General features: G+C 68.3%; 10 protein-coding genes and 1 pseudogene. 6 read left to right on the top strand and 5 right to left on the bottom strand.

The window, feature by feature from the left end:
- Positions 1-104 precede the first annotated feature (104 nt).
- Together ACWCO2_RS17435 and ACWCO2_RS17440 are read left to right on the top strand one after the other, a co-directional pair.
- The gene (locus ACWCO2_RS17435) at positions 105-965 is read left to right on the top strand and encodes a TauD/TfdA dioxygenase family protein (RefSeq protein ID WP_450128749.1); all 861 of its coding nucleotides are present in this window, start codon (positions 105-107) and stop codon (positions 963-965) included.
- A 529-nt stretch (positions 966-1,494) separates the two neighbouring features.
- Positions 1,495-1,642: pseudogene (locus ACWCO2_RS17440) on the top strand (IS3 family transposase); the annotation flags it as partial.
- Between the two features lie 82 nt (positions 1,643-1,724).
- On the opposite strand, the gene ACWCO2_RS17445 reads toward ACWCO2_RS17440, so the two are convergent.
- Together ACWCO2_RS17445 and ACWCO2_RS17450 are read right to left on the bottom strand one after the other, a co-directional pair.
- Positions 1,725-4,166: a right-handed parallel beta-helix repeat-containing protein gene (locus tag ACWCO2_RS17445; RefSeq protein ID WP_450128750.1), complete on the bottom strand. Its 2,442-nt coding sequence runs from the start codon at positions 4,164-4,166 to the stop codon at positions 1,725-1,727.
- 46 nt (positions 4,167-4,212) lie between these two features.
- On the bottom strand, positions 4,213-6,801 hold the full coding sequence (locus ACWCO2_RS17450) for a LuxR C-terminal-related transcriptional regulator (protein ID WP_450128751.1): 2,589 nt from the start codon (positions 6,799-6,801) through the stop codon (positions 4,213-4,215).
- Between the two features lie 240 nt (positions 6,802-7,041).
- On the opposite strand from ACWCO2_RS17450, the gene ACWCO2_RS17455 reads away from it, so the two are divergent.
- Positions 7,042-9,807 (top strand): AAA family ATPase, encoded by a 2,766-nt coding sequence (locus ACWCO2_RS17455; RefSeq protein WP_450128752.1) that lies wholly within the window; start codon positions 7,042-7,044, stop codon positions 9,805-9,807.
- Between the two features lie 32 nt (positions 9,808-9,839).
- On the opposite strand, the gene ACWCO2_RS17460 is transcribed toward ACWCO2_RS17455, so the two are convergent.
- A complete protein-coding gene (locus ACWCO2_RS17460) occupies positions 9,840-12,026 on the bottom strand; it encodes a hypothetical protein (protein WP_450128753.1) in 2,187 nt (728 codons plus the stop codon).
- A gap of 418 nt (positions 12,027-12,444) precedes the next feature.
- Positions 12,445-12,615 carry a hypothetical protein gene (locus tag ACWCO2_RS17465; RefSeq protein ID WP_450128754.1) on the bottom strand — a complete coding sequence of 57 codons (171 nt, stop codon included), beginning with the start codon at positions 12,613-12,615 and terminating at the stop codon, positions 12,445-12,447.
- 118 nt (positions 12,616-12,733) lie between these two features.
- Here ACWCO2_RS17465 and ACWCO2_RS17470 point away from each other — a divergent pair, with 118 nt between their 5' ends.
- From ACWCO2_RS17470 to ACWCO2_RS17480, 3 genes are all read left to right on the top strand, one after another.
- Complete coding sequence (locus ACWCO2_RS17470; protein ID WP_450128755.1) at positions 12,734-15,025, top strand: ATP-binding protein; 2,292 nt, start codon at positions 12,734-12,736, stop codon at positions 15,023-15,025.
- Positions 15,025-15,381: a response regulator gene (locus tag ACWCO2_RS17475; RefSeq protein ID WP_450128756.1), complete on the top strand. Its 357-nt coding sequence runs from the start codon at positions 15,025-15,027 to the stop codon at positions 15,379-15,381. Before ACWCO2_RS17470 ends, ACWCO2_RS17475 begins: the two co-directional genes overlap by 1 nt.
- Positions 15,382-15,456: 75 nt before the next feature.
- A complete protein-coding gene (locus ACWCO2_RS17480) occupies positions 15,457-16,158 on the top strand; it encodes a response regulator transcription factor (RefSeq protein ID WP_450128757.1) in 702 nt (233 codons plus the stop codon).
- 57 nt (positions 16,159-16,215) lie between these two features.
- On the opposite strand, the gene cofH is transcribed toward ACWCO2_RS17480, so the two are convergent.
- Positions 16,216-18,585, bottom strand: coding sequence for a 5-amino-6-(D-ribitylamino)uracil--L-tyrosine 4-hydroxyphenyl transferase CofH (gene cofH / locus ACWCO2_RS17485; protein WP_450128758.1), 2,370 nt, complete (start codon positions 18,583-18,585; stop codon positions 16,216-16,218).
- Between the last annotated feature and the right edge of the window lie 7 nt (positions 18,586-18,592).

An 18,592-nucleotide genomic window follows, 5' to 3' on the forward strand; every position in this document is an offset into this window, starting at 1 on the left:
ACGGCGCGCTCCGGTTCCGCACCGGAAACCGATCCCCGACGAAGCAAATCCGCATCGTCATGCCCGAAAACAGCTGACATCGAGCAACAATGAGGTGAAGACGAATGGCGAGCAGCAGCTTCGACCTTGACGTGCGCCCTGCTTCTGGAGCGCTGGGCGCCGAGGTGCGCGGGCTGGATCTGGAGGGGCTGACCGGGGAATCCTTCGGGCAGCTGCACGAGCTGCTTATGGAGAACCTCGTGCTCTTCTTCCCGGACGCCGATCCGCTCTCCCCCGAAGCCCACAAGAACTTCGGCCGCTTCCTGGGCGCGCTGGAAGTGCATCCCTTCCTGCCCAAGATGGACGAGCATCAGGAGATCGTGGTGCTCGACTCAGATCAGGGCGCGAAGGCCGATGTCTGGCACACCGACGTGACCTTCGCGGCGAAACCTCCGATCGCGTCCATCCTGCAGATCGTGCAGTGCCCGCCACGTGGTGGCGACACGATGTGGAGCAACCAGTACCTGGCCTACGAAGCCCTCTCCGCACCCTTCAGGGACTTCCTGAGCGGACTGACGGCCGTGCACGCCTTCGTGCACCCGAACGGCACCTCCTTCGAGGCGGAACACCCGGTGGTGCGCGTGCACCCGGTGACCGGCAGACGATCGCTGTACGTGAACCGGATGTTCACCATGAACATCCCCCAGCTGCGCCGCGCGGAGAGCGACGTGCTGCTCGAACACCTCTTCACCGTGGCGGAGCGCCCGGAGAACATCTGCCGGTTCAGCTGGAGGCCGGGCGCGATCGCACTGTGGGACAACCGGACCACCCAGCACTACGCCGTCAACGACTACACCGAACGCAGGATCGGGCACCGCGTGACGATACTGGGCGACGAACCGAAGGGTGATCAACCCCGCTGGCCGCACCTCGCGGACGTCACCACCGCCGCCGACCACCGGGCGCAGCCCAGAAACCAAGCATGACCGCATTAGCAGGCTGATCGAGGCACACGACAACCACGCAGGCGCGTCAGGCCCAGGCCAGTCGACGAGGGCCCGGGAACCAAGCGCGCCCAGGCCCGCAAGCGTTGCGCCACCACCTCGCTGCCGCTGGAGAACATCGGCCGTCCAGTCCGGCGCTGACACCACCGCCGTTTTCGGGCCACTCATCGTGGACAGCTTGCCAACTACGGCGACCTCAAACTGCGGAAGACCAGCAACCGCCCAAACTCCACGCCCGGGCAGTGGGGTCTGCCCAGTGTTCGGTTGTCACTGGGGGTTGACTGGGTTCAGGCCGCTTGAGCGGCGGTGTAGATGGTCTCAAACTCGACCGGGGTGAGTTTGCCCAAGGTCACCTGCCGCGTCCTGGGCGTATCCGAGTCGGGCTACTACGCCTGGTGCAACGTGCACCCTCGGCGCGGGCACTGCGGCACGCATGGCTGACCGACGTGATCCTGCAGATCCACACCGACTCCCGCGGAACCTACGGAGCTCACCGGGTCCATGCCGAACTCGGAAGTGGAAAACACGGATCGAGCTGGCCAACGCCATCTTCGATTACCTGGAGATCTTCTACAACCGCCAACGCCGACAGCGCACTCGGCATGCTCACACCCATCGAGTACGAACGACTCCAACCGACAACCCTGACAGTAGCCTAGAACCCAGTAACCCGACTCCACGAAACTCAGGACACATCAGTGGGTTGCGGCAGTAGCATGGGCACCACCGGCCCGCTGCCGCTCAAGAATGCACGCTGCGCCCACCTTCATCGGCGAGCGCATTGCGAGACGGGACTAGCTGCGCGAAGGCGAGGTCATCCGGCAGCAGGCGGGTCAGGTCGGACGTGGCGACCGAGGGCGCGGCCGCCAGGCGCGATGCCTGCTGGTCCACGATCAGCTCGAAGGTCTTCCGCGCCGTTCGGCCGTTTCCGAAGGTGGCGTCCTTGGGCATGTCTTCGAAATACCGCACCAGCAGTTCCGCGGCTCGTTCGTCGAGCTGGTAGTCGTGCCGCGAGCACTGCTGCCGCACGATGGTCACCAGTTCCTCCGCGGAATAGTTGGGGAACTCGACTGTCCGGCTGAACCGCGATTCCAGGCCCGGGTTGGTAGCCAGGAAGTCCGCCATCTCCCGGGAGTACCCCGCGACGATCACCACCGCCTCGTCGCGGTGGTCCTCCATGAGCTTGACCAGGGTGTCGATCGCTTCGCGTCCGAAGTCGGGACCAGTGCCACCCGACTGCGAGCTCAGCGTGTACGCCTCGTCGATGAACAGCACGCCACCGATCGCCTCGCGGAACGCCTCCGTCGTCTTGATCGCCGTCCCACCAACTATCTGCGCGACGAGATCGGCCCTCGCGACCTCCACCAGGTGACCGGACTGGAGCGCCCCGAGCTCGGCCAGGATCGCGCCGTAGAGCCGGGCCACCGTGGTCTTGCCGGTTCCCGGAGCACCCGCGAAGACCAGGTGCCTGCTCATCGGCGGGGCGGAAAGGCCCGCTTCCTCGCGGAGTTTCGCCATCCGGTTGAGGTTGACCAAGGTGGCCACTTCGCGCTTGACGTTCTCGAGGCCGACCAGAGCCTGGAGTTCGTCCGCCGGCGGCCTCTCAGCCGGTTTTCCACCGCCTGGTGCCGCATGTTCCACCGGGACAGCAGCGGGCGCAGCCTGCGAGGTGCCGAAGGCGTCCGCGAAGCCGTTGCCGCTGCTTTCGGTGTTCTCGAACGTGATCGATGTCGATACCACTTGCTGGCGCAGCCCGGCGCCGCCGTTCTCGCGCAACGAGCAGTCGCACACGACGACTTCGCGGTCCGTGGCGACTCGGATGCCATCGCCGGCGTTGCCCAGGAGTTCGCAGTCGGTCACACGCGCCTTCGTCGTGGCGGCGACCTGAACACCGTGGCCGCCGCTTTCCCGAATCCGGCAGCGGACCAGCACCCCAGATGCTCCGTCGGCGAGTAGCACTCCATCGCCCCCGCAGCCGTGCAGATCACCCTCCTCCACCGTGAGCATCGCGTCGGAGACGGTGACCCCCGCCCCGCCTGCGTCCCGCACGCTGCATCCCCGGAGCAGGACGTGCGCGCCCGCTGCGAGTTCCATGGCGGCCCGTTGGGCCCGTTCGACCTCGAGCGTTTCGAAGCGCACGTCGGCGCCGCGGACCACGATGCCGTTGTGCGCGCAGTCGCGGACTGTCAACCTGTGCCACACGGACTCCTGCTTGGAGGTCAGCTGGAGACCGTCTTCCCCGCAAGCCCGCACTTCGAGCCCATCGCATTCCACAGTGGACCGGTCTTCAACAACCGCGCCCGCACCAGCCACATCAGACACTCGACAGTTCTGCAACGCTGCGGTCGCCGCACCGGAGAACCGCATGCCGTGCCGTGCACTGCGACGCACCTCGCAATCCCGCAGCGCGAGACGACCGGTCCCCTCCACGAGGAACGCTTCCGCGGCAGAGTCCTCGACGGTGCATTCGGTGAGTTCGACTGGGCCGGTGGTCTTCAGGAAGCAACCGAGGCCCGCCGTCCCGCGAACCGATATCCGCCGGAGGACCGCCGTGGCGTGGTTCTCCACCGCTACCGCGGGTTTGTCGCCGCAGTCGACAATCCCGGAATCCACGGCGGTGAACTCGGCACTCCCGCTCAGGTAGAAGCCGTTCCCACCGCTCTTCCGGACGGTGCTGCCGCGCACGTCCAGCAGACCGCGATCGGCCACCACGACGGCCGAGGTGCCGAGGTCCTCGAAGGTCGAGTTGTGCACCGAACTCCCGGCCCGTGACGTGACCACCACACCGGCCCCCGCCGGGTTGCTGACATGCGAGTCGCGAAGCACCAGACTTCCGCTGCCGTGGGCGTGAGCCGCAGCCCACGAGTCACCTCGGACCGCGCATTCCACCATCACCAGACGCCCGGATCCCACCACCACCGGCGCCTGTTCGGCGTCGCTGCCCTGCAGTTCGACGCCGCTGAGCGCAACCGCGGCCGCCACCTCCAGCACTGCGCCGGCATCGGAACTGATCAGAACCGTCCCCGGGCCGTCCTCGGCCACGATCGTGACGTCCCTGGTCAGCACCAGGTTCTCGCGGTAGCGACCGGGTGCCACGCTGATCGTCGCGCCCTCGGGTGCCGCGTTGACGGCCTGCGAGACCGTGCGGAAACCGCCCGGCACCACCTGGGAAACCGAGATCATCTGCCGGTCCTCTTCTCCTGCCGCGGCTGGCTCGCAGCGCGGGTTGTCACGCCGTTGTCTCCGTCACTCGCCCCTCCAGCCAGGCGGCGGCCAGCTCGACCCGGGTTCGGCAGTCGGTTCGGGCGAAGATCCTGGTCAGATGACTTTCGACGGTCTTCTCGCTGACTTCCAGAACCGCGGCGATCTGCCGATTGGTGCAGCCGTTACTGACCAGCTGCGCCACCCTGGCCTCGGTGTGCGCGAAGGAATCGTCCCTGCTGCGCTGCCTGGGCAACCACATTCCGCGCCGCCGCATCGCGCCGACCAGGTTCGCGCGACTCCGGGACGAACCGTGCCGCTTGGTCAACGCGTACAGCTCCGCCAACCAGGGCTGCGGGTCCTCGCTGAGATCGCTCAGCAGCAGGCAGGCCCGCGCCACCGAAGGCGCGTCCTCGCGCTCCCGCGCCAGGCGCACGCATTCGACGGTCTTGCCGCGGTCACGCCGGACGAGTCCGTGCGCGAGCAGCACGGCGGTGCGCGTCGATCCCGACCGGACCACCTGGTCGAGTTCCTCCAGCTCGTCGAGCAGGATTTCGGCCATGTGCTGATCGCCTTCGCGGGTCGAGCAGTCGATCAGCCGACCGAGGAGCTTCTCCAGCCCGGACGTGCGTCCCCAGCTGCGGTGTTCGCGGTACTCCCGCCATCCGTGGTGGACCGCTGCCGCGGCCTTGCCCGTGCGGTAGCGCAGACCACAGCGCGCCCAGCTCACCAGGTGGCCGCCGAACATCCGGTGCGAAGATCCCCTCAGCCATTGCGCCGCGCGGCCGAAGTCGCCGCCGTCGGCGCAGATCTCACCGGCCAGCACTCGGGAGAGTTGCCGCAACGGGGAGCTGCGACGGCCGGGGTCACGCGCTTCCATCCTCCGCGCGAGCGACAACGCCCGTTCCCGGTCTCCCGCGTGGTAGGCGCGCAGCATCCGCTGGTATTCGGACGCGTCGCTGTGCTCGACGGATCCGTACCGGACGCCGAGCGCGCATTCCAGGACAGTGGCGAGATCGCCGTGCGCGACAACCTCACGCAGGTCATCGCCGGCCATCCGCCGGAGCCTGGGCCAGCTGCTGGTTGCCTCGATGAACGCCCTGTGGTCGCCGGTGAGCGCTCCCAACAGCGCGAGGAAGCCGGCGCAGGACGCCGACACCGTTTCGAGCCGGGCCGCCGCCGTCCGCCAGTCCGCCCTGGAAACGGCTTCCAGGAGGGATTCCGCGAAGTCCTCCGGCAAGGCCACCCCGGCCGACCGCAGCTCGGCGACCACCTCCGGCAGCAAGTCCGTGCGCCATTCGTGCAGCAGCGCACCGATCCAGGCTGCCAGGATCTCGTCCAGCGCCTGGCGATCGGGGTGCATCGGATCAGGTGCTGTTGCGGTGATTTCCGGGAAGCACCGACGCAATTCGGCGTGGAGGTCGTCGAACCTCGCCGCCGCGACCCGCGCCCGCACGTGATCTCGCAGCATTCCCAACCATCCCGGGTCCCGCTGGGACGGTGCAGTCACGAACGCTCGATCCGACCGGCCTGCCCGGGAGGTCGATCGCGGGCTGTGCTCGCGCAGGGCTGCTCGGCATTCGGCGACGAGCGCCTCGTCCGCCACTGCCCCTGCCGCGGCAGCCAGTGCCGGAACCGCGAACGACACCGAGCTCCCGGATTCGGAGAAATCGAGAACCCCGGTGGCGACCAGTTCGTCCAGCAGCAGACCTGTTTCCCCCAGGTCCGCTCCCACCACGTCAGCCAGGTCCGCGAGGTGCTCCAGCTTGAAGGGGCTCCGCGCCGAGAGCATCGCGGCCAACGCATCCTGGCGCAACGGGCGGAGCAACCAGTGATCGACGGGTAGGGCTATCTCCTCGCCCCGGGCGGTCAGGCACCAGTGCTCGTCGACCACTACCAGCTGTTGGTCGGCCAACAGCGCGAACAGCGTCTGCAGGACAGTGCCGGGGTTGCGGAACAGCGGCCCCAGTGCCGTGCGCAGCGCATCGACCACCGCTACGTCAAGCGGGAACCGTGGCACTCGCCGGGCGAGCATGATGCGGACGTCGGCGTCCGAAAGCGGTGCGAGTTCTACGGTTTCGGAAACCAGCACGTCCAGCGGAGTGGGGCTACCGCGGCGGGCGGAGAAGACCACCGCAGCTCCAGCAGAGCACACCGTCGCGGCGATCGTGGCCAGCGCGGTCCTGGAGACGGCATCGGCCCGGTCCACGTCGTCGATGACGGCGACCCCGCCGCGCTGCCCGCCCACCGCCCAGGCCAGTGCGCGCCCGACCTCATGGGCGAGCCCCAGCACGTTGCCGCCCGTCCGGAACCGGGAACGCAGGCTCGTTGCGGTGGCGATGCTTTCGAGCAGACGCGGGCTCGCGGTCAGGTCGAACTGCTCCCGGACGGTGTCGAGCAGCGCATCCACGGTGTCCAACGGCCGTACGCCGCAGGCAGTCGTCTTGACGACAGGAGTGCCGTCCCGGGCCCAGTCCGCGCAAGCCGCGTCCAACAGCGCCGTCCTGCCGTCCCCGATGTCGCCGCGAACGTCCACGACGACGCCCCGGCGAACGTACTCCGCCAGCGCGGCCCGCTCTCCGTCCCGGCCGACGACCGCTCCGCTCTCCCGGATCATCGTCCCGTTCCTCCCGCTCGACGAACCCGCCCACCAACTGCCATCCGGACGTCTCCGGGAGAACGGAAGCAGGCACCCGCACGCGTGGCAACACTCCCCGTCTTGATACCCCCCAACAGCAGGTGTCGGCGGAGAACTGAGATCGACGATGCTTCGGGTAGGGAGAATTCTCGCGACTGCGCGGGTCTCCCCGGGCTGGCAAGCGTGTGCGTGCCGTCAACTGGGAAGGAGTTACCGATCGTGCTGGTTGGGTACACGACAGCAGCGAACCGGCAGGACCAGACACCGGTCGTCCGTTCCGCGGTGACCGACGAACGTCCGTCCCTCGTCGGGCGGGACGACCTGGTGCGTGTCGTGCTGGACGTGGTGGCGGACGACTCCGTGCCGGTGATGGCCTTGCTGGGAACAGCCGGAATCGGTAGCTCCGCGCTGCTCGACGCCTTGAGCGTTCGGGTGCAGTCTCCCAGGTTGGTGCGCTTGCGGTTGGCTGAAGGCGACCGTCTCACGACCTTCTGCGCCGCGCATCGCCTGTTGGCCGCCGTCACCTCCGCGGAGAACGGAGCCGTGACCTCATCCGTGATGACGGCATTGGCCAAGAGCGGCGAGAGAATAGCTGGGCCAGCGACGGAACACCAACTCGCGGTAGCGATGTCGGTGGTGCTGCGCCGGCTCGCTCCGTTGGTGGTCCTCGTCGACGACGCGCACTGGGCCGATGACGGATCCGCTGAGCTGCTCTCGGTCTTGGCCGAGCACCTGGTCGGCGCGGAATGCACGATCGTCGCCGCCATGCGCCGCGACCCCACACGCGATGCACACTCCCGGGCCCTCGACCGCTTGCTCCGCCGTGGTCTCGCCCGCAGCCGGTCGATCCGCCCCTTCACGAAGCAGCAAAGCGCGGCTGCGCTGGCCCGTGTGGTCGGTGCCGTCCCTGATGCATCCGTGGTCACAGCCCTGCACGACGCCAGCCGCGGCAATCCGGCCCTGCTGCTCGCGAGCGCCGCTGCATGCCGGCAGACCGGTGTGATCCGGTTCGTGGACCGGCACGCCGTGCTGCGCCGGGGAAGCAGCGTGCCGCCGGTCAGCCTCAATGCGGTGCCCGGGCTGCGGACCACCGACGGGTTCCGGTGGCGAGTCACCAAATGCATGGCGACCTACGAGAGCTTGGGTGCGGACGCCGTCGAACTCACCGGTCGAGCGCTCAAAGCGAGCACTCAGAGCGTGCTGGAAACCCTCGCGGACCTGGAGGCCGACCGCACGCTCCGACGACCGCGCACCGAAGATCACGAACGACCGTCTTGGCGCTTTTTCCTTCCCGCAGCGCGCGAAGCCGTGCGTGCAGCCGTCGGCCCTTTCGAACGCCGACTGCTTGCATCGGTGGCGGTCAACGCACTGCGGACCGGCGACATCCCGCAGCGCAACGATGGCGTGCTCGCCGACTTCCTCGTGGAAGCGGGCACTCTCGCAGACCCCGCGCGGTCGATCGGTGAGCTGCTGAGCTACGCCGACGACGAATCCTTCGATGACGACCCCCGCGTCATTCGGTGGCTGGCCGCCGCCGCTTCACTCGCACCGACACGCCGGCAGCGAGCGGCCGTGCTGGCCGAGCATTGCGCGGCCTGCTTTCGCCACGGGCGGATGGCCGAAGCGGAGCGCAGTGCGCGGACGGTGTTCGAGTCTGGACCGCCACCGCTTCAGCAGCCGCAATGGGTTCGGCTCGCGCTCCACCGCGTCCTCGCATTGGGCTCGTGCGGCGAGAAATCCGAACTGCAACAGGTCATCGATCTCAGCGCCGACTGGCTTCCGCCGGACCGACGGCACTGCGGGCTGATTCGCGCGATCGCCTTGTGCTTGCTGAACCGTTGGGCGGAAGCAGGTTCCGAACTTCGGCAGTACCGCTCGCAGTGGACCGAGGTGGTCCCGTCAGCCGCGTGGTGGGGGCGTTCTTTCGACTTCACCGCAACCGTCATGTGTGGAGCAGAATGCGACGACGCAGTGTCCCCGTATCACTCGTCGTTGCTCGCGTTGGTAGGAGGTTCGCCCGCTCGGGAAGCACTTGAACCAACGGATTCCGCTGGATTCCGGCTGTCCGATACCGATCGCTTCCAGGTGCAATGGCGCGCCGGGAACTGGGACCAGGCGATGCGGATCGCCCGGAGCAGCATCGGCGGCGAACCCGCAGCAGACCCGGTCGGCAGGTTGTTCTTGCACCACGGCGCGATCCAGGTGCTGACGGCCCAAGGCTGGGTGGGTCGGGCGCGCAACCTGGCCGCGGAAGCCCGGTGCGGCCAACTGGAGCACGTGCTGGATCACGCGGAGGCCACCGTGGTGCGGCTGCTCGGCGATGGCGACGCCGCCTATGACCTGCTGCGATCGGGACTGCACCGCGCCGAAGCCGGGGGCGTCGTGTTCGGCACCGAAACCCTGCTGGCCGACCTGGCGTACCACCAAGCCAGGCATGGCGAGCACGAGCAGGCCGAACGCAGCCTTCGACGGCTCGCCCGGGTCGCGGACAAGCTCGGCACCGACAAGGCGCGGCTCGAACTCCTCGTTGCCCGTGCCGCCGTGGTGGGCGATCCGCGCAGTGCCGAAGCTGCCATCGCGCTGGCGCGCGAACGTTCGTCACCGTTCGAGAGGGCAGTCGCATTCAGCCGGATCGCGCAAACCGGCCTGCGGACCGAGGAACTCTTCTTGGAAGCCTACTGCTTGCTGGGGCAGTTGGGGGCCCTGCTGTGGCGGGCGCGCCTGCGGCGGCACATGCAGGACCACGACGTGAGCGTGCCCGGCCGCAGCGCAACCCTGCGGGAAAACGAACAGCTGCTGGCCGTGCTGGTAACCGAAGGGCTGAGCAACCGACAGCTGGCCGCCGTGTTCGGAACCAGTGAGAAAAGCGTGGCGGCAAGGCTTTCTCGCATGTTCACGAGGTCGGGCTACCGCTCCCGCGTCGAGTTGGCTGCAGCGATGCTCACCGGCGACTTCCCGACCGGTTCGGGCAACGGGTCGCGGTGAACTGGATTCGCCGCGTCCGCCACCCGACCGCCTCACCTGCCCGCGTGGTCCACCTCCGTTCGACGGCGCGCCACCAGACCGACCGGGACGTCGCAACGCTCCGCTTGCGCCTCGGTCATCTCGACCGGGTGGTCGCGCCGCCCGCGCCGAAGAGCCGCTCGCAGCTCGTTGAGCAGCACCCCCTCCAGGTCCGGTTCGCCCGGCACCTCGATCTCGGATGACGGCAGCTCGACCAGGAATACGACGAGGGAGCTTTCGTCGGTCGGCGGGTCGACGGCCAGCACCTTGAACCTGCTCCCCGCCGGGAACACCACCTCGTCGGCCAGATCCGGATTCACCACAGCCGTGCGACGCGCAGTTCGCGACCAGATCACCAACTCCGCGCCGCAGGCCTCCGCTGCGGCTCGGGTTCGGGCTCCCATCGCGCTCAGGAACGCCGGCTCCGTGAGCACATCGCCCGCCGAATAGGCGAAGTCGAGCCCGGCGCGGTCGGTCACGCGCAGGAAGACCACCCCGCAATAACTCGGCAACCGCGTCAAACCTGCCGTGAGACAGCCGACATAGTGGGCCGGGACTTCCGTCCCAGAACTGCGCAGAGCGTTGTTCAGCGCAGCGCCCGACCATTCGCCGCGCCCCAGGTAGAGCCGAACCGCCGCGTAGTCGATGCGGGCGTTGGCGCTCGTCATGCTGACGTCCACCGGCATGACAGCGTCGTGGAGGTATTTGCCGGACCAGCGTGCGAATTCCTGCCGGTCGGCGGCCGAAAAGCCGTGGCCTCCACCCGGAACGGCAGGACTCCTCGGCGCTGGGAGAAGAACGGCTTCCGGTTCCCGAAGCACGGGCGCACCTGGGACCGGGAGGATCCGTGTCTTCGCCTCGCCCGGATCCGGCTCGTCGGCATCCGCACCGGAGGGATCCGCCACTTTGCGCGAAACCGGCTCCATCACAAGGGTTCTCTGCCCGTCCGCAGGCTCGATCGAGATTCCGATCGCAGGGCCGGCGGACATGCCGCGTTCGAACTGGGCGCCGTACACATCGGCGAGTTCACGAATCTCCTCCGCCAGCCTCGGCGGCACCGATTCGACGGTGACCAGCCGCATGCGCTCACGACTGCTCATTGGCAACCCGTCGAGCAGCGAGCGCAGCGCTCCAACCGGTGACACCTCGGGTTCCTCGGAGCAGACCACCGTCACGGTCATGCGGTTCGGCTCGAACGGCAGCGAGTCGGCTTCGCCGGGATCCTGTCCGATGGGTAGTAGCGCCAGACCGCTCGGCACCACGCGCGCCAACCAGCCTCCGGATGCCGCCACAGCTCCCGGTGGTGGGGCCTGGCGGTACTGCACCGGGTCGAAGACCAACCAGCCGCGCGGGGGCGGTGCCGCCTCCACCACCTCCGCCGACTTATCCGGCGAGTAACGCAGAGCGAGCGCGGGCGGTTGCCAGGTCGGTTCGCCGCCCCCGTCGTGCACCACCGTGATCGCGCCGCCGGCGCCGTCGTCGCTGATCATGCCCGTGCTCACGACCACTGGGCGACCGAGCAGGTCGGCGAGGCGCTGGTTCCACCGGGCCGACGAGGTCTGCAGGTCGGTCGGCACCAGCTGCACGCAGTCCTGGAACTGCGGCGAGCTCTTCCGCAAGAGCTCGGCGACCGCCAACGCGCTGACCTCACCATCCGCCGGGTGGCCGAGAACCAGCCGGGGTCTGCCGGGGTCTGCCGGAACACCGCGCGCCTCCTCGACCGCCCCCGGTGTCAACGCATCGGATCTGCGCACCATCAGCCCGGAGGGGATCGGCACGAGGCTCAGCTCGCCCTCGGCGATGTCGGTGCGCGGCAGCAGCTTTTCCCATCCCGGCACCGGCAAGCGGTGTCCGATCCACTCCGCGGGTCGGCGTCGGCGAAACCGGTACCAACCGTGCCCTGGCTGATCGCTTCCCGAGAACAACGAACCAGCAGGCCCGGTTGCGATGCCGGCGTTGGTGGCGATCACTTCGACACCGAGTTCCTCGGCCAGTTGTTGGGCGAAGACCTGCCCATCGGCCGGGGACGGGGACGCTGCCGCCGGCAGGGCGAGGCACACGTGCAGAACCGCACGCCCGTCATCCAGCGCTTCCTCGACCGCCTGAGCACAGGCCTGGCGCACTGCGCGGGGGATGGTCGGGACGGTCAGCGCGCCTTCGGTAGCGGCCACGACCACCGTGCCGGGCTGCTCCGCCAACACGTCGAATTCCCCGCCCGGCCCCGCCTCGGACTCGTCGGGGTGTCGAATGTGCAGGATCGAATCTCGTCGCCCGACGACGAGTCCTAAATGGGGCGATTGCCCTTTCCGGAGTTTCGATCGCCGAGTGGATTTCCAAGTGCGCATCGTCAGAACTCCCTGCGACAACCAACAGCGGTGTGGCCGGTGTCCCAGCCACGGCGAGGTAGCCGCGGACGGCGGTTTCGCTCGCAGCCCCGAGTGTCCGCCGCCGCGCCGCCGGAACGCCCGGCCGCGCACCGGCGGATCGGTCCGCGCAGGGGTAATCCTCACCAGCCCATATCCGTCCGAGTAGGACGAACGACCTCAGCCGAGGAACCGGGGCCCTGATCGCGGAAATCCTCCGGCCTACCTGGCAGGCAGACGAGATCACCGAAGATGGTCACCCCGTTGTGACTGAGGAATTCAACCAGCCTTCGAGCGATTTGTCCGGTTCGAACCGATGCTCGGCGCAGAATTCCAGCAAGGCCGCCAGGTACCTGCGCCGCTCGACTTCGTCCATCCGGCCCCTGTGCGCCAACGCTTCTTGTCGCCTGAGGACGGAATTCAACATCGCCCCAACCTTCACGTCGCAAGACACGGAGCGTAATTGAACAGATCCCTGTTGTGACAACAAACCACGCGCCGGTACATTCTTGTCACGTTGTGTGAATGATCGGGGAGCAGCAACGATGAAGACGAGGAAGGCCTCGCAGCGGCATCCGAGCTACTCTGACTCACCTGCGGATGGCAGCGGTGAGCATCGGCAGTTGCTCCACGACATGGGCAACGAACTCGGTGTGGCGCTTGGCACGGCCGAACTGCTGGCCCAATCCGAACAGTTTCCGGTCTCCGCGCGGCAAGAACTCCGCACGATCGTCGAGGCGATCTCACGCGCCGAAGCACTGCGGAATTCGATCACGCTCCGCAACACCAACCACCTGGATGCGGCCAACCTGCTGACCTGCCAATCGGCCGTCCTCGAACTGATCGCCAGGAAAGCACCACTCTCCGCGACACTGGCCAGGCTTGCCAGCGGAATGGAAGAGCACCTGCCCGGGACGCATTGCTCAATACTCCTGCTCGATTCGGACACCTGCCGCCTCTACCACGGGGCGGCGCCGACGCTGCCCGCCAGCTACGTCTCCGAGATCGACGGCATGTCCATCGGCCCCGTGGCCGGGTCGTGCGGAACCGCTGCTTATGCGGGCAAACCTGTCATCGTCAGCGACATCCTCGAAGACAAGCGGTGGGACGCTTTCCGAGACCTCGGGATGCGCCACGGCTTGCGGGCGTGCTGGTCGTCCCCGGTGGTGAGTCCGCGGAGTTCGGACGTCCTCGGCACTTTCGCGGTGTACCACAACACTCCGCACCGCCCGAGCGTCGAGGAGCGGGTGGTCGTCGAGCGGTTCACCCACCTCGCCGCTGTCGCGATCGAGCACCACCGCTTGTTCAGCGCGCTGCACGAAAGCGAGGAGCGGTTCCGCAGCGCTTTCACCGACGCGGCCATCGGCATGGCGTTGGGAGACCGGGAAGGGCGGCTGATCCACGTCAACGCCGCGCTGTGCACCGACACCGGGTACGACGTGGACGATCTCCACGGCACCTACGTGTCCGACCTGATCAGCGGGGGCGGCTCCGCGGACGTGCGCGCCGCCGTGCGGAAGCTGGTCGCCGGCACATCGACGAGCTACCTCAAGGTGCACGAGTACCGGCACGCCGACGGCACGCTCCACTCCGCAACCGTGGTGATCTCCCCGGTCAAGGACTCCGAGGGCCGCACCCGGTTCGTGTGCCTCCAACTCCGCGACATCACCGACCGGTTGCGCATCGAACGGGAGACCCGGGCACGCGAAGCGGCCGAACGCGCCAACCTCGTCAAGAGCGAGTTCGTCTCCCAACTGAGCCACGAGATGCGCACCCCGATCACCGCGGTGCTCGGCTTCGCCGAACTGCTCACCGAGGGTGGGCAGCCCCTTGGCGACGCCGCGGACTACGCGCGACACATCATGGACGCTGCGGAGCACCTGGAACGGCTGATCGACGACACGCTGTGCATGACACACGCGGATGCCGGCCGGCTGCCCATCCAGTCCGAACCGGTCGACCTGCTGGACGTCGTCGACGACAGCCTGGCGCTCACGCGCTCCTCGGCCGAACGCAATACCGTCGCGCTGCGCGTGCTGCCCACGAGCCGCGAATCCGTCGTCCTCGGCGATCGGCAGCGCTTGCGCCAGGTGCTGTTGAACCTGCTGACCAACGCGATCAAGTACAACCGGCCGGGCGGCATGGTGACGGTGCGGATCGAGCCGGCCGGCGAGTTCACCCGGCTCACCGTCGAGGACACCGGGCGCGGCATCGCACCGGCCAACCTCCCCAGCATCTTCACCCCGTTCCAGCGCCCAGGTGTGCAGCCTGGGGACCCGCCCGGCCACGGCCTCGGCCTGGCCGTCGCCAAGAAGCTCGTCACCGCGATGGGCGGGAGCATGGCCGCCGACAGCGAACCGGACGTCGGCTCCAGGTTCTGGGTCGAACTCCCGCGGCACGACGAGGTGCGCGAAGGAACGCGCACGCCGTGGGTCCCGGCGCAGCGCTGCGGTGAGAATCCCGTGGTGCTGTACCTGCACAGCGATCTTCACAGCATCGAGGCCGTCGCGGAAGCCCAACGGGCACGCCCACGCATCCGGCTGCGGTGCGTGTACCAGCTCTACGGCGAGGTCGATGAGTTGCTCCGCTTCGAACACCCCGACCTGGTGGTGATCGACCTCGACGACGCCGACGGGTCGCGCAGCCTCCTGAACCTCGTCCGCCGGCATCCGCTGACCGCGGACAAGCCAGTGGTGTGCCTCACCGACACCACTGCGGCGGCACTGTCCGACGACATCGGCGCACCGCACTTCCTCCGCATCCCGGTCGACCTTTCCGAGCTGCTGGAGATCTTCGACCGCAAGCTGCCGGTTCCAGGGGAAGCGAACGCAACCTGATGAAGCGTGTGCTCGTGATCGAGGACGATCACCGGATGCGCGACCTGCTGGTTCGCCAGCTCGCCGCGCTGCGGTGCGCAGCCTTCGCCGTGGGCGCTCCGTCGAGCGCCCAGCAGGCCGTCGACGCGCACCGGCCCGATGTCATCATCGTCGACATCGGACTGCCCGAAATGGACGGATTCGCCCTGGCTGACATGCTGCGCCACAACGGGATTCCGATGCTCGCCAGCACGGGGAGCGCAGATCCGGACCTCGACGGGCGCGTCCGCGAGGCCGGTTTCACCGGGCTGCTGCGCAAACCGTTCAGGTTGCAGGACCTCGCTCGCGAACTCCGCTGCCCCCTGCCCGGGAACTGACCCAAGACGCCCGACCAGTCGGACGAGAACTGGTCCACGACGCACACCGATCTATTGGAAGGAGCCGCACCACACATGTTCCCCACACGCGCGTCCGGCCACGCCGTGCTGGTCGTTGATGACGATGAGCGCATCCGACGGCTGGCCGTCCAAGCCCTTCGCGAAGGCGGGTTCGACGTGAGCGAAGCCGGGGACGGCAGAGCGGCTTTCGAGCACGTGCGGCGGAATCGGACGGACCTGGTGGTGCTCGACATCGGCCTGCCCGGTGTCGACGGCCTGGACCTGTTGCACCAGTTCCGCGGCGAGGGGGACATCCCGATCATCCTGGTCACCGCGCGGCGCGGGGAGACCGACCGGGTGCTGGGCCTGGAGCTGGGCGCCGACGACTACGTGACCAAACCGTTCTCCTCGCGCGAACTCGTCGCCAGGGTGCGGACCGTGCTCCGCAGGAGCAGCCGCGACCAGCGCGGCGGATCGCGGCTGGAGTTCGACGGCCTCGTCATCGACGGAGGAACGCGCGAGGTCATCGTGAACGGCGCGGTCGTGGAGCTCACGGCGAAGGAGTTCGACCTGCTTGCCCACCTCGCATCCGCTCCCCGGCAGGTCTTCTCCCGACGGCAACTGCTGCAGGCAGTGTGGCACGCCGCGCCGGACTGGCAGGCCGAGTCCACGGTCACCGAGCACATCCACCGGTTGCGGCACAAGATCGAGGACGACGCGTCCCGCCCCCGGCGGATCCGGACCGTTCGCGGCGTCGGGTACCGCTTCGAACCGTAGGGCCCGGCTCTGGACCGGCTGCGGATCATCCCGGTCCGCAGCCGGTCCAGTATTGTTTCAGGCGCCCACTGCGAGGCCGGTGGGGATCCGCTGGTACAGCGTCGTGCGCTGCACCAGGTCACGTCCCAACGGCGCGAGCAGCGCCGTGAAATCGGTTTCGCTCATCATCTGCCCGTGTGCGGCCCCCGCGGCGCGGCTGATGTTCTCGTCCATCAACGTGCCACCGAGGTCGTTGACACCGGCCTGCAGCAGTTGGCGGAGCGCCGGCGCACCCAGCTTCACCCAAGACGCCTGCACGTTGTCGATCAACCCGTGGTAGAAGATCCGGGCCACGGCGTGCACCAGGACCACTTCCCGCCAGGTCGGCCCGCGCCTGGCCTCACGGCGCAGGTACATGGGTGCTGCCATGTGAACGAACGGGAGCCCGACGAATTCCGTGAACCCGCCGGTCCGACGCTGGAGGTCCCGGGTCGCGATGAAGTGCCGAGCCCACGAGACCGGCTGCTCGATCGCGCCGAACATCATGGTGACGTTGGAACGCAGGCCCACCTCGTGCGCCGTCTCGTGGCATTCCAGCCACTGGTCGGTGGAGATCTTGTCCGGGCAGAGCAGCCGGCGGACCGGCTCGTCGAGGATCTCGGCCGCAGTTCCCGGCAGCGAGCGCAATCCCGCGTCCGCCAGCCTGCGCAGGTAGTCGCGCAGCGGCTCGTCGAGTCGGCGAGCGCCTTCGAAGACCTCCAGGGCGGTGAAGCCGTGCACGTGGATGTCCGGCACCGCTTCCTTCACCGCGCGGGCGACGTCGATGTAGTAGTCACCGTCGAACTTGGGGTGGATGCCGCCCTGCAGGCAGACCTCGGTGGCTCCGCCCTGCCATGCTTCCCGGGTGCGTTCGGCGATGTCGTCCAGGCCGAGCAGGTAGGGCTTCCCGCGCAGGTTCAGCGACGACTGTCCTTTGGCGAATCCACAGAAGCGGCAACGGAACGTGCACACGTTGGTGTAGTTGATGTTCCGGTTGCGCACGTAGGTGACGTCGTCGCCGACCGCTTCGGCGCGGAGGTGGTCGGCGTACTCGGCGACCGCGGCGACATCCGGTCCGCGAGCGGTGAGCAGGGTGACGAGCTGGTCGACCTCCAGCTCCTGCCCCGAGGCGTGCCCGTCCAGGACCTCCCGCACCGCCGCGGTGGGCTCAGCGCCCCGCGAGCCCGGGACCAATACCGGCGGATCGACGGTGCCGCCGCTGACCCAGGTGCCCGAGCGCCGCCCGATGAGCACGACTTCTGCCCCATCGCCGACGTTCTTGGCCGCGGCCACCCGCTCCGGGAACACTGGTCCGGGGTCGTCCCGGCCCAGCCCGACGGCGTCGGAGCGGTCCAGCACCGGGAAACGCAGTTCCTTGTGCAACCAGCGCTGCGGGTCCGCCGCGAACTTGGGGTAGACGGGCAAGCGGGGTACCAGGCGGTGGCCCCGTTCCTCGGTGACGCTGGTCAGCCGGTCCAGGTGCGGCCACGGTCGCTCGGGGTTGACGTGGTCGGAGGTGATCGGCGAGACACCGCCCCAGTCGTCAATGCCGCAGTCCAGCAGCGCCCCCGGGTCGTCGCTGAGGTTCGGCGGTGCTTGCAGGTGCACGTCGTCCGGAAGCAGGAGGCGCGCCAGTGCGATCGCGCGCTGGTGCCGCTCGGCGGGGCACGGCGGCGCGTCGCGCATGGCGGTGCCCGGTTTCGGCAGGAAGTTCTGCACGATCACTTCCTGGATGTGGCCGTGCTGCTGGTGGATCTCGGCGATCGTCTGCAACGCCGCGATCCAGTCGTCATCGCGTTCCCCGATGCCGATGAGGATGCCGGTGGTGAACGGGATCCCGAGTTCACCGGCCTCGCGCAATGTCGCGATCCGGCGCGCCGGGGCCTTGTCGGGCGCACCGCGGTGCGCCGGCAGGTCTTCGACCAGCGACTCCACCATCATGCCCTGGCTGGCGGACACCGGTCGCAGCGCGGCCATCTCCGGACCGGTCAGCGCCCCGGCGTTGACGTGCGGCAGCAGGCCGGTCTCGGAGAGGACCGCCGAGCACATCGCGGCCAGATAGTCCACAGTGGACTCATAGCCGTGGTCGTCCAGCCACCGGTTTGCTTCCGGATAGCGGAGCTCAGGTCGCTCCCCCAGGGTGAACAGCGCCTCGTGGCACCCCACCTCTGCACCCTGGACCGCCACGCGCAGGACCTCCTCTCGGGAGAGGTACGGGGCGCGTAGGCTCCGCGGCCCCATCGCGAAGGTGCAGTACCCGCAGCGGTCCCGGCACAGCTTCGTCAGCGGGATGAAGACCTTGGGCGAGTAGGTCACCGTGGTTCCGCGGGTGCGATCCCGCCGCTCCCGCGCCATCGCTTGCAACTCCGCCAGCGGCATCCGCAGCAGGTCGCGCGCCGTGCTACTCATTCAACAC

This window comes from Saccharopolyspora sp. NPDC002376, from assembly GCF_053593195.1.

Bases quoted from the DNA above. Each gene is read 5' to 3' on its own strand.
- ACWCO2_RS17435 (WP_450128749.1), top strand. From the start codon at position 105: ATGGCGAGCAGCAGCTTCGACCTTGACGTGCGCCCTGCTTCTGGAGCG.
- ACWCO2_RS17445 (WP_450128750.1), bottom strand. From the start codon at position 4,166: ATGATCTCGGTTTCCCAGGTGGTGCCGGGCGGTTTCCGCACGGTCTCG.
- ACWCO2_RS17450 (WP_450128751.1), bottom strand. From the start codon at position 6,801: ATGATCCGGGAGAGCGGAGCGGTCGTCGGCCGGGACGGAGAGCGGGCC.
- ACWCO2_RS17465 (WP_450128754.1), bottom strand. From the start codon at position 12,615: ATGTTGAATTCCGTCCTCAGGCGACAAGAAGCGTTGGCGCACAGGGGC.
- ACWCO2_RS17470 (WP_450128755.1), top strand. From the start codon at position 12,734: ATGAAGACGAGGAAGGCCTCGCAGCGGCATCCGAGCTACTCTGACTCA.
- ACWCO2_RS17475 (WP_450128756.1), top strand. From the start codon at position 15,025: ATGAAGCGTGTGCTCGTGATCGAGGACGATCACCGGATGCGCGACCTG.
- ACWCO2_RS17480 (WP_450128757.1), top strand. From the start codon at position 15,457: ATGTTCCCCACACGCGCGTCCGGCCACGCCGTGCTGGTCGTTGATGAC.
- cofH (WP_450128758.1), bottom strand. From the start codon at position 18,585: ATGAGTAGCACGGCGCGCGACCTGCTGCGGATGCCGCTGGCGGAGTTG.